The organism is Sphingomonas zeae, assembly GCF_014197135.1.
In the GTDB taxonomy this organism is placed as follows: domain Bacteria; phylum Pseudomonadota; class Alphaproteobacteria; order Sphingomonadales; family Sphingomonadaceae; genus Sphingomonas; species Sphingomonas zeae.
Map to the genome: position 1 here is coordinate 126,424 of NZ_JACIFA010000008.1, position 13,389 is coordinate 139,812.

General features: G+C 67.2%; 13 protein-coding genes. 8 read left to right on the top strand and 5 right to left on the bottom strand.

What is annotated here, in order from left to right:
* Positions 1-20 precede the first annotated feature (20 nt).
* Together ctaD and coxB are read right to left on the bottom strand one after the other, a co-directional pair.
* On the bottom strand, positions 21-1,694 hold the full coding sequence (ctaD, locus tag GGR45_RS13100) for a cytochrome c oxidase subunit I (protein ID WP_175311201.1): 1,674 nt from the start codon (positions 1,692-1,694) through the stop codon (positions 21-23).
* Positions 1,695-1,697: 3 nt separating this feature from the next.
* Positions 1,698-2,870, bottom strand: coding sequence for a cytochrome c oxidase subunit II (gene coxB / locus GGR45_RS13105; RefSeq protein WP_175311202.1), 1,173 nt, complete (start codon positions 2,868-2,870; stop codon positions 1,698-1,700).
* A gap of 252 nt (positions 2,871-3,122) precedes the next feature.
* Here coxB and pyrE point away from each other — a divergent pair, with 252 nt between their 5' ends.
* From pyrE to GGR45_RS13130, 5 genes are all read left to right on the top strand, one after another.
* Entirely contained in the window at positions 3,123-3,707 is a 585-nt protein-coding gene (gene pyrE / locus GGR45_RS13110) for an orotate phosphoribosyltransferase (protein ID WP_175311203.1), read from the top strand.
* A complete protein-coding gene (locus GGR45_RS13115) occupies positions 3,704-4,432 on the top strand; it encodes a pyridoxine 5'-phosphate synthase (RefSeq protein ID WP_175311204.1) in 729 nt (242 codons plus the stop codon). Before pyrE ends, GGR45_RS13115 begins: the two co-directional genes overlap by 4 nt.
* Positions 4,433-4,565: 133 nt before the next feature.
* Entirely contained in the window at positions 4,566-4,976 is a 411-nt protein-coding gene (gene acpS, locus GGR45_RS13120) for a holo-ACP synthase (protein WP_175311205.1), read from the top strand.
* Positions 4,973-5,968: a signal peptidase I gene (gene lepB, locus GGR45_RS13125; protein ID WP_175311206.1), complete on the top strand. Its 996-nt coding sequence runs from the start codon at positions 4,973-4,975 to the stop codon at positions 5,966-5,968. Before acpS ends, lepB begins: the two co-directional genes overlap by 4 nt.
* Positions 5,965-7,050, top strand: a complete 1,086-nt coding sequence (locus GGR45_RS13130) for an AI-2E family transporter (RefSeq protein WP_175311207.1) — start codon at positions 5,965-5,967, stop codon at positions 7,048-7,050. Before lepB ends, GGR45_RS13130 begins: the two co-directional genes overlap by 4 nt.
* Positions 7,051-7,062: 12 nt before the next feature.
* Here the strand turns inward: GGR45_RS13130 and GGR45_RS13135 are convergent, their stop codons facing one another.
* Positions 7,063-8,172 carry a glycosyltransferase gene (locus tag GGR45_RS13135; protein WP_175311208.1) on the bottom strand — a complete coding sequence of 370 codons (1,110 nt, stop codon included), beginning with the start codon at positions 8,170-8,172 and terminating at the stop codon, positions 7,063-7,065.
* Positions 8,173-8,381: 209 nt separating this feature from the next.
* Here GGR45_RS13135 and GGR45_RS13140 point away from each other — a divergent pair, with 209 nt between their 5' ends.
* The 3 genes from GGR45_RS13140 to GGR45_RS13150 are packed head-to-tail and all read left to right on the top strand — an operon-like array spanning position 8,382 to position 11,058.
* Entirely contained in the window at positions 8,382-9,338 is a 957-nt protein-coding gene (locus GGR45_RS13140) for a hypothetical protein (RefSeq protein WP_217497923.1), read from the top strand.
* Positions 9,335-9,862: a DUF2141 domain-containing protein gene (locus tag GGR45_RS13145; protein WP_175311210.1), complete on the top strand. Its 528-nt coding sequence runs from the start codon at positions 9,335-9,337 to the stop codon at positions 9,860-9,862. The genes GGR45_RS13140 and GGR45_RS13145 overlap by 4 nt, the downstream gene beginning before the upstream one ends.
* Positions 9,863-9,873: 11 nt before the next feature.
* A complete protein-coding gene (locus GGR45_RS13150) occupies positions 9,874-11,058 on the top strand; it encodes a glycosyltransferase (protein ID WP_175311211.1) in 1,185 nt (394 codons plus the stop codon).
* A gap of 107 nt (positions 11,059-11,165) precedes the next feature.
* On the opposite strand, the gene GGR45_RS13155 is transcribed toward GGR45_RS13150, so the two are convergent.
* Both GGR45_RS13155 and GGR45_RS13160 read right to left on the bottom strand, forming a co-directional pair.
* A complete protein-coding gene (locus GGR45_RS13155; RefSeq protein ID WP_175311212.1) occupies positions 11,166-11,903 on the bottom strand; it encodes a polysaccharide deacetylase family protein in 738 nt (245 codons plus the stop codon).
* The gene (locus tag GGR45_RS13160; RefSeq protein WP_175311213.1) at positions 11,900-13,336 is read right to left on the bottom strand and encodes an ArnT family glycosyltransferase; all 1,437 of its coding nucleotides are present in this window, start codon (positions 13,334-13,336) and stop codon (positions 11,900-11,902) included. The genes GGR45_RS13155 and GGR45_RS13160 overlap by 4 nt, the downstream gene beginning before the upstream one ends.
* Between the last annotated feature and the right edge of the window lie 53 nt (positions 13,337-13,389).

Sequence of the window (13,389 nt, forward strand, 5' to 3'; positions counted from 1 at the left end):
CCGGATGGTGGATCGATAGTTCAGTCGATGCGCGGGAGCGTCTCGAACTGGTGATAGGGCGGCGGGCTGGACAGCGTCCATTCCAGCGTCGTCGCGCCCTCGCCCCAGGGGTTATCCCCCGCCGGCTTGCCCGCGATCAGCGACCAGATCAGGTTGATAAAGAAGATCGCCATGCCCGCGGCCATGATCTCATAGCCATGCGTCGCGACCTTGTTCCACAGCGCAAAGGCGTCGGGATAATCCGGATAGCGACGCGGCATCCCCTGCAACCCTAGGAAGTGCATGGGGAAGAACAGCAGGTTGACGCCGATGAAGAACACCCAGAAGTGCAGCTGGCCCAGGATTTCGTTGTACATCTTCCCCGACATTTTGGGGAACCAATAATAGAAGCCGGCGAACAGCGCGAACACTGCGCCCAGCGACAGGACGTAGTGGAAGTGCGCGACGACATAATAGGTGTCGTGCATATAATCGTCGATGCCGCCGTTCGCGAGCACCACGCCGGTCACGCCGCCGACGGTGAACATGAAGATGAAGCCGATCGCCCAGACCATCGGCGTCTTGAAGGTCAGCGAACCGCCCCACATGGTCGCGATCCACGAGAAGATCTTGATGCCGGTCGGTACCGCGATGATCATCGTCGCGGCGGTGAAGTACATCTTGGTGTTCACGGAGAGGCCGGTGGCGAACATATGGTGCGCCCACACGACGAAGCCGACCACGCCGATCGCGACCATGGCATAGGCCATGCCGAGATAGCCGAAAACGGGCTTGCGGCTGAACGTGGCGATGATCTGGCTGACGATGCCGAAGCCCGGCAGGATCATGATGTACACTTCGGGGTGGCCGAAGAACCAGAAGAGATGCTGGTACAGGATCGGGTCGCCCCCCCCGGCGGGGTCGAAGAAGGTCGTGCCGAAGTTACGGTCGGTCAGCAGCATGGTGATCGCGGCGGCCAGCACCGGCAGCGAGAGGAGCAGCAGGAACGCCGTCACCAGCACTGACCAGACGAACAGCGGCATCTTGTGGAGCGTCATGCCTGGCGCGCGCATGTTGAAGATGGTGGTGATGAAGTTGATCGCCCCCAGGATCGACGACGCACCCGCCAGATGGAGCGAGAGGATCGCCATGTCGACGCTCGGCCCCGGCTCGCCGAAAGTCGATAGCGGGGCGTACGCCGTCCAGCCCACGCCCGCGCCCGACCCGAAAAAGGGCGAGGCGAGCAGCAGCGTAAAGGCCGGGATCAGCAGCCAGAAGGACACGTTGTTCATGCGCGGGAACGCCATGTCGGGCGCGCCGATCATGATCGGCACGAACCAGTTGCCGAACCCGCCGATCATTGCGGGCATGACCATGAAGAACACCATGATCAGGCCATGCGCCGTGATCAGCACGTTCCACAGGTGGAGCGACTGGTCGAGGCTCTGTGCGCCGCCATGCAGCATCCCCGCCCAGATACCCAGATACTGGATGCCCGGTTCGCGCAGTTCGGCGCGCATCAGGCCGGAGATCGCGCCGCCGATGATGCCCGCGACGATCGCGAAGATCAGATAGAGGGTGCCGATATCCTTGTGGTTGGTCGACAGGAACCAGCGCGCGAAGAAGCCGGGCTTGTGATCGGCGTCATGGTGCGCGTGGTGGTGATCCTCATGACCGACAAAAGCCGATCCGGGGTGAAGTGCGGTGTCGGTCATGGCTTATTGTCCAGCGTTGCCGGGGCCAGCCGGATTCCCGGTGGCGCCCTGCGCGGAAGTGGGGGATTGGGCGGGCACGGCCATATTGTCGGCCGGTCCCGTCACGGCCTCGGCGGCATTGGCCTGCGCGGCTTCGACGGCCGAGCCTTCGGCACCCGGCTGCGGGATCACCGAGGAGGAGGGCGCCTTCGACCCCGGCATCTGGCCGCCCTTGGCCGCGACCCAGGCGGCGAACTGCGCCGGGGGCACCGCCTGCACGGCGATTGGCATGAAGGCATGGCGCGCGCCGCACAGTTCCGAACACTGGCCGAAATAGAGGCCGGGCTTGTCGATGGTGAAGCTCGTCTCGTTCAACCGGCCGGGCACCGCGTCCAGCTTCATCCAGAAGGCCGGAATCGCCCAGCTGTGGATGACGTCATTGGAGGTGGTGATCAGGCGGATCGGCACGCCGACGGGCAGGACGATGCGATTGTCCACCGCCAGCAGGCGCGGACCGTCGGCATCGGTGCGCGCGCGCTCACCGGGAGCCACCTGATCCTTTTCCTTGAGCATGTTGGCGGTGATCTCGATCCCGCCATGATCCGGATATTGATAGGTCCAATACCATTGGTTGCCGATCGCCTTCAGCGTGACCGCGCCGGCGGGCGCAGGCTTGAACTGCGCCTGGAGCAGCCCGATCGAGGGGATGGCGATCAGGACGAGGACGACGACCGGCCCCAGCGTCCACAGCACCTCGACCAGCGTGTTGTGGCTGGTCTTGGAGGGGACTGGATTGGCCGCACGGCGATAGCGGAACACGACCCAGACAAGCAGCAGCAGGACGAGGACACAGATGGCGGTGATGACGGGCAGCAACACGTCATTGTGCATCCAGTGTGCGAACACGCCGTTCTTCGTCACCTGCGGCTGAAGCCCGATGCGGCCATCGATCGGCAGGCCGACATTGGGGTCGATGGTGGTGGCGGGTGCGCCGTCCTGCGCCAGCAGCGGGCTGGTCGGGGCGGCGGTCGCCGGCGCGGCGGCACTGGTCGGTGCGGTGTTGGAAACGCCCGCCCCTTCGGCGGCAGCCTGCGGCGCGGGGGCGGCTTTCGGGGCAGGTGGGGCGGCCGGAGTCGCGAAGGCGGCACCCGACAGCGCGGTGCATCCCAATCCGGCGGCGATCGCGATCGCCTTCATGCGTTTGGGCATCCTCATCCTCCGGGGTCCGGACATGCGCTTGACCTCGCTCATCCCGCTCTCGTCTCCCATCTCCCTCGCCTGTCCATCGGTCGTCCGACGGGCTTTGAGCGGGGCGTCCTGTCGTTTTTGTTAGGCGGACTATAGCACGGGACTTCGCCCCCTCAACCCTTGAGCGTCACATGCCAGATTGCGCGGGGGGCGGGGCGATCCTATGAGGCCGGGTCATCTGACCGATGCCGGAGTTGCCCCATGACCGATGAAGACGTCCTCGCCGAGTTCCGCGCCGCCGAGGCGCTGCTCGAAGGGCATTTCATCCTCTCGTCCGGCCTGCGCAGCCCACGCTATCTGCAATGTGCCCGCGTCCTGATGGACCCGGCGCGCGCCGCCCGGCTGTGCGAGGGGGTGGCCGCGAAAATTCCCGCCGACATCAAGGCGCAGATCAGCGCGGTCGTCGCCCCCGCCATGGGCGGTGTCATCGTCGGCCATGAAATGGCGCGCGCGCTGGGCGTGCCGGGCATGTTCCTGGAGCGGCCCGAGGGAACCTTCCACCTGCGTCGCGGCTTCCGGCTCGAGCCGGGGCAGAAGGTGCTGATGATGGAAGACGTGGTCACGACCGGCCTGTCCAGCCGCGAGGCGATCGCCGCCATCGCGCGCGAGGGCGGCGAGACGATCGCGGCGGCTTCGCTGGTCGATCGCTCGAACGGGGCGGCCGATCTGGGTGTGCCCTTCTTCCCGCTGATCCGCCTCGACGTGCCCAGCTACAGCGCCGACGATCTGCCGCCCGAACTGGCGGCGATCCCCGCCATCAAGCCTGGGAGCCGCGCGGCGGCATGACCGGGCACTTACGCCTGGGCGTCAATATCGACCATGTCGCGACCGTGCGGAACGCGCGCGGCGCGGGCTATCCCGATCCGGTGAAGGCGGCGCTGATCGCGGCTGAGGCGGGCGCGGACGGCATTACCGCGCATCTGCGCGAGGATCGGCGGCACATCACCGACGATGACATCGCGCGGCTGTCGGCGGAACTTACCGTGCCGCTCAATCTGGAGATGGCGGCCACGCAAGAGATGCTGGCCATCGCGCTGAAGCATCGCCCGCACGCCGCCTGCATCGTTCCGGAAAAGCGCGAGGAACGGACGACCGAAGGCGGCCTCGATGCCGCCGGGCAGCGCGAATGGCTGGCACCGATGGCGGCGAAGCTGGGCGGGGCGGGCATCCGCGTGTCGCTGTTCATCGAACCCGATCCCCGCCAGATCGAGGCAGCGCTGCAGCTGCGCGTGCCGGTGGTCGAACTGCATACCGGCCGCTATGCCGAACTGGACGGGCCGGAGCGCGCGGAGGAACTACGCCGCCTGTCGGACGCGGCGGCGCTGGCAGCCAAGAACGGGATCGAGGTTCATGCCGGACATGGCCTGACGTACGACAATGTCGCGCCGATCGCGGCGATCCCGCAGGTGCGCGAGTTGAACATCGGCCATTTCCTGATCGCCGATGCGGTGTTCGTCGGCTTGCCCCAAGTCGTGCGCAAGATGCGTGCCGCCATGGATATGGCCCGGTGAATCCTCCCCGGCACGGGGAGGGGGACCAGCCGCAGGCTGGTGGAGGGGGGGCGCCCAGAACGACTCGCGCGGTGGAGAGCCCCCTCCACCACCGCTTCGGGGCGGTCCCCCTCCCCGTGCCGGGGAGGATCGCATGATCATCGGCCTCGGCTCCGACCTGTGTAATATCGAGCGAATCCAGGCCGCGCTCGACCGGCATGGCGGCCGGTTCGAGGCGCGCTGTTTCACCGATGTCGAGCAGGCCAAGGCCGCCAAGCGACCCTTCACCCGCGCCGGCACCTACGCCAAGCGCTTCGCCGCCAAGGAGGCCTTTTCCAAGGCGGTCGGCACGGGTTTCGCGCAAGGCGTGTTCATGCGCGACATCGGGGTCGTGAACCTCCCCGGCGGCGCGCCGACGCTGATGTTGACCGGCGGCGCGCGCGAACGACTTGACGCGATGACCCCGGCGGGCCACGCCGCCCATATCCACTTGACCATGACCGACGATCACCCTTGGGCGCAGGCCTTTGTCGTGATCGAGGCACGACCGGAAGTTTCCGCATGAAGGACGCGGTGTTGGACACGAACCCAGGCTCGCCGGTGCATCAACCGGGGGGCGATCAGCCGGTGAACGCCGCCCCGCCGCCCCAGGCGCAGCCCAAGAAGAAGGGCACCGACTGGTGGGCCGAGGTCAAGGGGCTGTTCTGGCTGCTGCTGATCGTGCTGGGGTTCCACAGCTTCATTGCCAAGCCCTTCTACATCCCCTCCGAATCGATGCTGCCGGGGCTGCAGGTCGGCGATCGGCTGGTGGTGTCGAAATTCGCCTATGGCTGGTCCTATGTCTCGCCGACCATCCCCAACCCGGTGGCGATCTTCAAGTCGCTCGTCCTGCGCCGGCCCGAGGATAGCTGGAGCCTGCAACTGCCCTTCATCCATGGGCGGCTGTTGGGCTCGCTGCCCAAGCGCGGCGATGTCGTGATCGTGACCCCGCCGGGGACGCATAACGACTATATCAAGCGGGTGATCGGGCTGCCGGGCGACCGGTTGGAGGTGCGCGACGGCGTCGTCATCCTCAACGGCAAGCCGGTGAGACGCGGGCCGCTTCACTATGTCGACATCCCCGTCGACACCAACAGCCCGTGCAAGGCGTCCGATTATGGCGAGGATGCCAAGATCCGCTCGGCCTCCGGCCAATGGGTCTGCCACCTGCCGATCGTCACGGAAACGCTGCCCAACAACCGTCGTTACGACACGGTCGAGCTGGGTTGGAGCCCGGGCGACAATTACGGCCCGATCACCATTCCGGCCGACCACGTCTTCCTGATGGGCGACAATCGCGATCGTTCGGCCGACAGCCGCTTCTCGCTGGCCGAACTGGGGCTGGGCGGGGCGGTCCCCTATGAAAATATCGGCGGTCGCGCCGAATTCGTGACCTTCAGCCTGGACGGCGACACGACGCTCAATCCGCTGACCTGGTGGAGTTCGCTGCGCTCGGGCCGGGCGGGCCTGTCGCTGCATCCGACCACCGTGAAGGCCGGGGGCGGCGCCGCGCAATGAGCGATCCGGCCCCGCTGACGGACCGCCCGGCACCGATCGAGTTCCGGGAGGGCTTCGTCCGGCGGGAACTGACGCGCGCGGCGATCTGGTTGGGGTTGATCGCCGCGATGGCGGTGACGGTGCTGCTGGTCCAACCGCTGCTGGTGATCTTTGCCGGGCTGGTCTTTGCCACGCTGCTTGACGGCGGCGTGCGGCTTCTGGGCCGCATGCTGCCGATCGGGCGCGCCTGGCGGTTGCTGATCGTCGTGCTGGTGGTGGCGACGTTCCTGCTCGGCACCTTCTACCTGACCGGGGTGGAGGTGACGCAGCAGGTGACGCAGCTCCGCTCCACGCTGGAGACGCAGGCGGGGCGGGTGACCGGCTGGCTGGCCGAACAGGGGCTGATGCCCAAGACCTCGGACCTGAACGGACTGCTCAAACAGTCCATGGGTTCGATCGGCAAGCTGACCTCCTGGGTCGGGACCGCCGTGGGCGCGGTGACGTCGCTGTTCATGATCCTGGTCATCGGCCTGTTCCTGGCGATGGATCCGGAGGGCTATGCGCGCGGCCTGCAATGGTTCGTTCCGCGCGCCGCCCGCGCGGAGTTCGCGATCACGCAAGGCCGCGTCATGTTCACGCTGCGCCGCCTGCTCGCCGGACGTCTGCTGGGCATGGCGGTGGAGGGGGTGCTGACCGGCATCGCCCTGATGATCGGCGGCGTGCCGATGGCGCTGCTGCTCGGGATCATCGCCGGCATCCTGGCCTTCATCCCCAATATCGGGGCGATCATTACCGGCGCGCTGATGATCGCGGTCGGCTTTTCGGCGGGGAGTGATGCGGGCTTCTGGGCGATCGGCACCTATCTGGTCGTGCAGACCTTCGACGGCTATGTCGTGGTGCCGATGGTCGCCAAGCGCACCGTCGACCTGCCGCCCGCGCTGACCCTGTCGACCCAGATCATGGCGAGCGCGCTGTTCGGCATCCTCGGGCTGGCGCTGGCCGACCCGATGACGGCCATGATCAAGTCGGCGCTGCAACGCCGGTCGGAGCGTGAGGCGGAGCGGGACGGCGATACCACCCGCGCCGAGGCCGATATGGCGTGAAGCTGCGCCGCTCTACCCGACCAGCGCGGGTTCGAGCGGCCCCGCCTCACCCAGCGCCCGGCGGGCGCGCGCGGCGACGATCGAATCGAACAGCGCCAGATAGCGCTCGGCCGAATCCAGCCCCGGTTGCGGCACGGGTTCGGGCCGCAGCGCCAAGGGGTCGAGCCAGTGGCGCAGCGCCGCGACCAGCGCGCCCAGGTCCTCGCGCGGGACGATGGTGCCCAGCGAGCGGTCGGACACGATCTCATGCACTGCCGGGCTCGAATCCGTCGCGACGACCGGCGTGCCGACCGCCAGCGCCTCGCGCAGCACGCCGGGCACGCCCTCATAGTCGGAGGACAGCGCCACGACTTGCGCGGCGGCCATGGCGGCGGGCGCATGGGCGCTATGCCCGGGCAACGAAACCCGGTGCGACAACCCCAGTATCTCGATTTGTGCGCAAAGAGCCGGGCGGAGGCTTCCCTCGCCGAGGATCGTCAGGCCGATATCCTCCGGCAGATGGGTCATCGCGGTAATCAACCGGTCCCAGCGCTTCTGCGGCTCCAGCCGCCCCACGCCCAGGATGCGACGGCCCGGCGGCATGGCACGCGGCGGGGCGGCAGGGTCGAGCAGCGTCGGCGGGTTGGGAATGACCGCGACCGACAGGCCGGTGGCGCCCTGCGCTTCCCGCGCGGTCGCAGGGGTCATCGCGACCAGCGCGTCGAGGAACAGCCGATGCCCCGCCAGCCAGCGCCGCTGACCCCAGGCGATCATCGCCGCCTGATCGCCACGATCGACCGCATTGGACATCTTGGCGACGATTGGCGGACAGGCTGCCGCCAGCCGAAGCCGCGTCCAAGCGGCCATGGCCGTATAGTGATTGCCCGGACAGAAGACGATATCAGGGCGCGCCCGCGCGATCATCGCAGGCAGGGCGCTGCAAAGTCCGCCATAACGCTGATGCCCCAGCGTCACCGTCTCGACGCCCAGCGGCACACCGCCTTGGAACTGCCCGTCCTCATCGCCCAGGATCAGCGTGACCCGCCGTCCACGATTCAGCCAGCCTGGCAGCATCCGGCCCAGCGCCGCTTCGACACCGCCGCGCATTGCCAGGGCATAGGTCAGGATATGATCGGCGGGCATAGGCTCCGGAAGCAAAAGGCGGGTTGATAGGGAGCGCTAATCAGCGCTTGTCGCGCAATTATGTCAGTTTCAGCCCTAAGGTGGACACAATTGCACGACAAAGGTGAATTCTTATTCAGGTGCGAGAAAGCAGTGTTGAGGTTAGCGGGCGCCGCCGGCGAACGCCGCCGAGGAATCTCCATAACGTGCAGAATGAACGAGATGATCCCATGACCCCGCAACAGGCCCTGCCTGCCGGCCCGGTGCCCGGAGCGGGCGTCGACACTGGCCCGGTGGCGCGCGACATGGCTGCGCTGGAGCCGTTGAAGACGGTCAAGAACCGTTGGCCCGCCATCATCGGCGGGCTGCTGACGCTCGCGATGATCGTGGGACTGGGGCATGAACTGCTGGGTCGCGGCCTGGTGGGCCTCAGCCATTCGGTGCCGACCAACCCGTTGTTCTACGTCGTCTTTGTCGGCCTCTATATGGCGCTGCCGATCGGCGACTATATCATTTTCCGGCGGCTATGGGGCATCCCGTTCAGCGGCATGGCGGCGCTGATCCGCAAGCGGATCGCGAACGAAGTGGCATTCAGCTATTCGGGCGAGGCGTATTTCTATGCCTGGGCGCGGGCAAACGCGAAGATGGTGGCTGCTCCCTTCGGCGCGGTGAAGGATGTCGGCATTCTGTCGGCCATCGCGGGCAATGCGATCACCCTGTTGATGATCGGCCTCGCGCTGCCGGTCGGGCGCGAACTGCTGACCGCGGAGCAGCTGCGGCTGGTCTGGGGATCGATCGCGATCGTCATGGCGACCTCGCTGCCCTTCCTGATCTTTTCGCGGCGGGTCTTCTCGCTCGATCGCAAGACCCTTTGGTGGGTCTTCATGGTCCACTGCATCCGCCTGATCGCCAACTCGCTGCTCGTCGCGCTGGCATGGCATTATGGGATGCCGAGCGTGTCGCTGGGCATGTGGCTGTTCCTGTCGGCGGCGCGCCTGCTCGTCTCGCGCCTGCCCTTGGTACCCAATAAGGACCTTCTTTTCGCCAATTTCGCGATCCTGTTGATCGGGCAGGATCAGGAATTGAGCGAACTTATCGCCTTCACCGCGGCGCTGACCCTGTTGGTCCATGTCGCGCTGATCGCGGGGTTTGGTGTGACGGCATTGGTGCGGAAGGTACGCGCATGATTCGCGTGATGAAGATGGTGGCGGTAGCGGCGATCGGGCTGGCGGCGATGCCGCAGGCGGCGGGCGCACAGGTGCTGGGCAGCGATGCGGCGGCCTGCACCGGCGGCGGCGGTCCCGCCATTCTCGCCCGGATCGAAGGGCTGAAGGACCGCAAGGGCAATCTGAAGCTCGAACTCTATCCGGCGAATGACGAGGATTTCCTCCAGGACGATGGCGTGCTGGTCCGCGCGGGTAAGACGTTCCGCCGAGTCCAGGTGCCGACGCCGGCAGGCGCCGGGCCGATCGCCATGTGCATCCGCGTGCCGCACCCGGGCCGCTATGCATTGCTGTTCACCCATGACCGCGACGGCAAGAACAAGTTCAATTTCTGGAGCGACGGCGCGGGCTTTCCGGCCAATACCAAGCTGGGCCGTCGCAAGCCGCCGCTCGCCTCGGCGTTGATCGATGTGCCTAATGGTGTGGCCACGACGACCATCCGTGCCCAATATCTGCGTGGGCTGGGCGGTTTCGGTCCGGTGGATTGAGGGAACGGATGATGCGCATCGTCGACGTCAACGAATTCTACTCCCCCACCGGCGGGGGCGTGCGGACCTATATCGACCGCAAGATGTCGATTCTGGCCGAGATGGGGCATGAGCTGATCGTGCTCGCCCCCGGCACCGAGGACGTGGTCGAGGAGCGCCCCGGCGGCGGCAAGATCATCTATATCAAGGCGCCGCGCCTGATCCTGGACACCAATTACGGCATGTTCTGGGATTCGGCGCCCGTCTGCCGCCTGCTCGACGAGCTGGACCCCGACATCGTGGAGGTTTCCTCGCCCGCCAAGCCCGCCTGGTTCGTCGCCAGCTGGCAGGGGCGTGCGAAGAAGGTCTTCTTCATGCACAACGACAATGTCGGCACCTATCCGGTGCGCTGGCTCGATGGCCTTGTTGCGCAGGAGCGGGTGGAGGACTGGTTCAGCTGGTACAGCCGCTACATGAACCGCTTCCTCGATCATTACGACCTGGTGCTGTCCAACGGCCCGGCGCTGGTCAAGCGGCTCGGCAAGCGCGGCGTGCGGGTGGACGAGGGCATTCCGCTGGGGATCGAGCGCCATTTCTTCTCGCCCGACCACCGCGACGAACGCCTGCGTGCGGCGCTGCTGGCGCAATGCGCGCTGCCCGAGGATGCGCATCTGCTGCTCGGGCTGGGGCGGCATCACCCCGAAAAGCGCTGGCCGATGGTCATCGACGCGGTCGAGCGCGTGGCCTCGACCCGCCCCATCGGCCTGATCCTGATCGGCGGCGGCGTCGCCAGCCGGACGCTGGAAAAGCGGATCGCGGGCAGCCCCCACATCCGCCTGTTCCGCCCGGTCTATGACCGCCCGCGCCTCGCCCGGATCATGGCGAGCTGCGACGCGCTGGTGCATGGTTGCGAGACCGAGACGTTCGGGCTGGTCGCCTCCGAAGCGCTGGCCTCGGGTCTGCCGCTGGTCGTGCCCGATTATGGCGGGTGCGCCGAGGTGGCGAACCCGCTATTCGCCGAAACCTTCCGCGCGCGCGACGGCGCGGCCTGTGCCGAGGCGATCGAGCGTCTGCTGGCGCGCGACCAGCGCGTGCTGCGCAACGCCGCGCGCGTCGCGGCGGGTAAGGTGTTCAGCGATCGTGACCATGCCGAGGCGCTGATCGCACGCTATCAGAGGCTGCTGGATGGGGAAGCGGGCGAGCGCGCCGCCGCCTGATCCCCCCACCTCCGTTCAGCCTGAGCGAAGTCGAAGGCCACAGGGTTCCCTATCGGCGAGCGCATGACGTGCGCTTCGACTTCGCTCAGCGTGAGCGGAGAGTGAGGTTAGGCCGCCAGCAGATCCGCATAGCGCGACGGCGTGTGCGTCTTGGCCAGCCGCGCATAGGTCTTGTCGATGCTGTCGAGCAGCGCCGGCACGCCATTGTCGCCCGGATGCACCGCGACCCGCGCCACCGGCGTCGGGCGCAGGCCGTGACGCAGCACGGCGGCGGCGGCGAGCGAGCTGAGCTGGCGTCCGCGCGACCGGCTGGCCCAGGTGACGACGGGGCCGCGCGCGATGATCTTGCCATCGGCGGGCGTCCATACTCGGAAATGATCCTCGGCCATTCCGAACCCGGCATCGCCCAGCGCTGCCCGCGCCTCGTCCGAATAGAGCCAGGCGGGCGCGATGAAGCCGGTCGCGCGGCGGCCGATGATATCCTCGATCAGCGCGGTGCCGCGCTGCATCCGGCGGAGGGCCTCGGCGCGGTCCAGGCCGACGAACTCACCTTCGCCCGCCGTCATATGCCTGGCCTTCAGCGCCGTCTTGGAATCGGTATGGACCATGTCGTCCTTGTGCGACCAGCCATGGACGAACATCTCGATCCCCATGTCCGCCCAGTTGCGCAGCCGGGTGGCAAAGGGCGTGCCGGGCGCGATCGGCGCGCTGTTCCAATGGTCGGGGATGACCAGCATGGCGAGACGCGGCCCGCCGAGATGCCCCGACAGCCGGTCGAACAGCGCATCGACCGCCCCTTCGAACCGGGGGGACACGTCATGGATCGAGGCAAGAAGGCGTTTCATCGCGCGGATTTATAGACGCTGATCGTCTCATTGCCCATCGGCAGTTTCGCGGTCAGCCGGTAGCCGCCCGCCATCGCCGCCAGCACGCGCGCATGGGCTTCGGGCCGCTCGCCATTATAGGGCGGGCGCATGACGACGACGGCGGGGTGTTGCGAGAGGATGCGGGTGATCTCGGTATCCTGGTCGACGCCGGTGGCCCCTGCCTCGCGCGCGCGGCTGAGATGGGCGGGCACGATCCAGCGCGACAGGGCGCAACGCTGGGTCGCGACATAGAGCATGGTGCTGCCCGAATAGACATACAGGCACCCCGGTCCCTTACCGACCGCCTGGGTCAGCGCGGCGAACTCGCTGGCGTCGCCGCGTTCGTGGCGCAAGGACAGCAGCACGATCTGCCCGGCCAGCGCCACGGTCAGCAGCAGGGCCGGGGTGTAGCGCCGCCGCCAGTCCTGACGCCCCAGCATCGCGGCGGCGGCGGTACAGGCGGGGAGCAGGATCGGCAGGCCGTAATGGTCGAACCAGGGCCGGAACAGCAGCACGCCGATAATCGCCGCGCCCAGCCAGACGGCCAGGAAAACCCGCTCGCGGTCGCGCTCCGCCCGCTTGAGGCCCAGCACTGCCAGCGCGACAATGGGCGACAGGATCAGGGCCAGCTGCCCCAGATTGCCCGCCAGTTCGCCCAGCGGATCGGGGTTGCGATGGAAGATCGACAGGAAATTGGCATAGAGGAACGCATCCCACTGCCCGATTGCGGCATAGACTCCCGCCGCCAGCCCGGTGGGCACCAGCGACACCGCGACCAGCGCCGCGCCGTACAGGATCAGCGCGACCGGCGACCGGCTCCGTCGCCATTCGCTGGCCAGCAGCCAGAGGCCGAACACCATGCCCTCGAACACCGCCGAATATTTGATCTGAAGGGTAATCCCCACCAGAGCCATCGCGACGAGGCCCAGGCTGCGGGCACGCCGCCGGTCGGATTCGAGGATGGCCCAAGCCGCCCCGATCATCAGCAGATTGTAGAAGACCGGCGCCTGCCCCCCCTGTCCGCCGAGCAGGTTCAACCACAGAATATAGGCGATGCCCGCCGCGGTCGCGCCCCCCGCCCAGCCGAGCCGGTCGGCCAGCCGCGCAATGGCCCATGCGGTCGCGACGACGCTGACCAGCGCCATTGCCTGATAGGCCCAGATGCCCGCCGGGAAACCGAATGCGGCGGGCAGGGCATAGAGCAGGAACAGCCCGATCGGCTTGCGGTCCCACACATCGACGAAGGGCCACGCGCCCTGCCACATCGCGTGGCCGGTGAAGAAGTAGAACTCCTCATCCACATGGACCACCGGATTGCCGAAGGTTGCCACGCGGGCGGCAATCGCGACGGCGAGCAGGATCAGGAGGCGGTGGGTGCCGGAGTGATTCGAAGGTTGCTGTGTGACCGACATGGCACTGATCCAGGAAAGCCCCTCCTCTTCAGGGGGGGTGGGGTGGGGCCTGT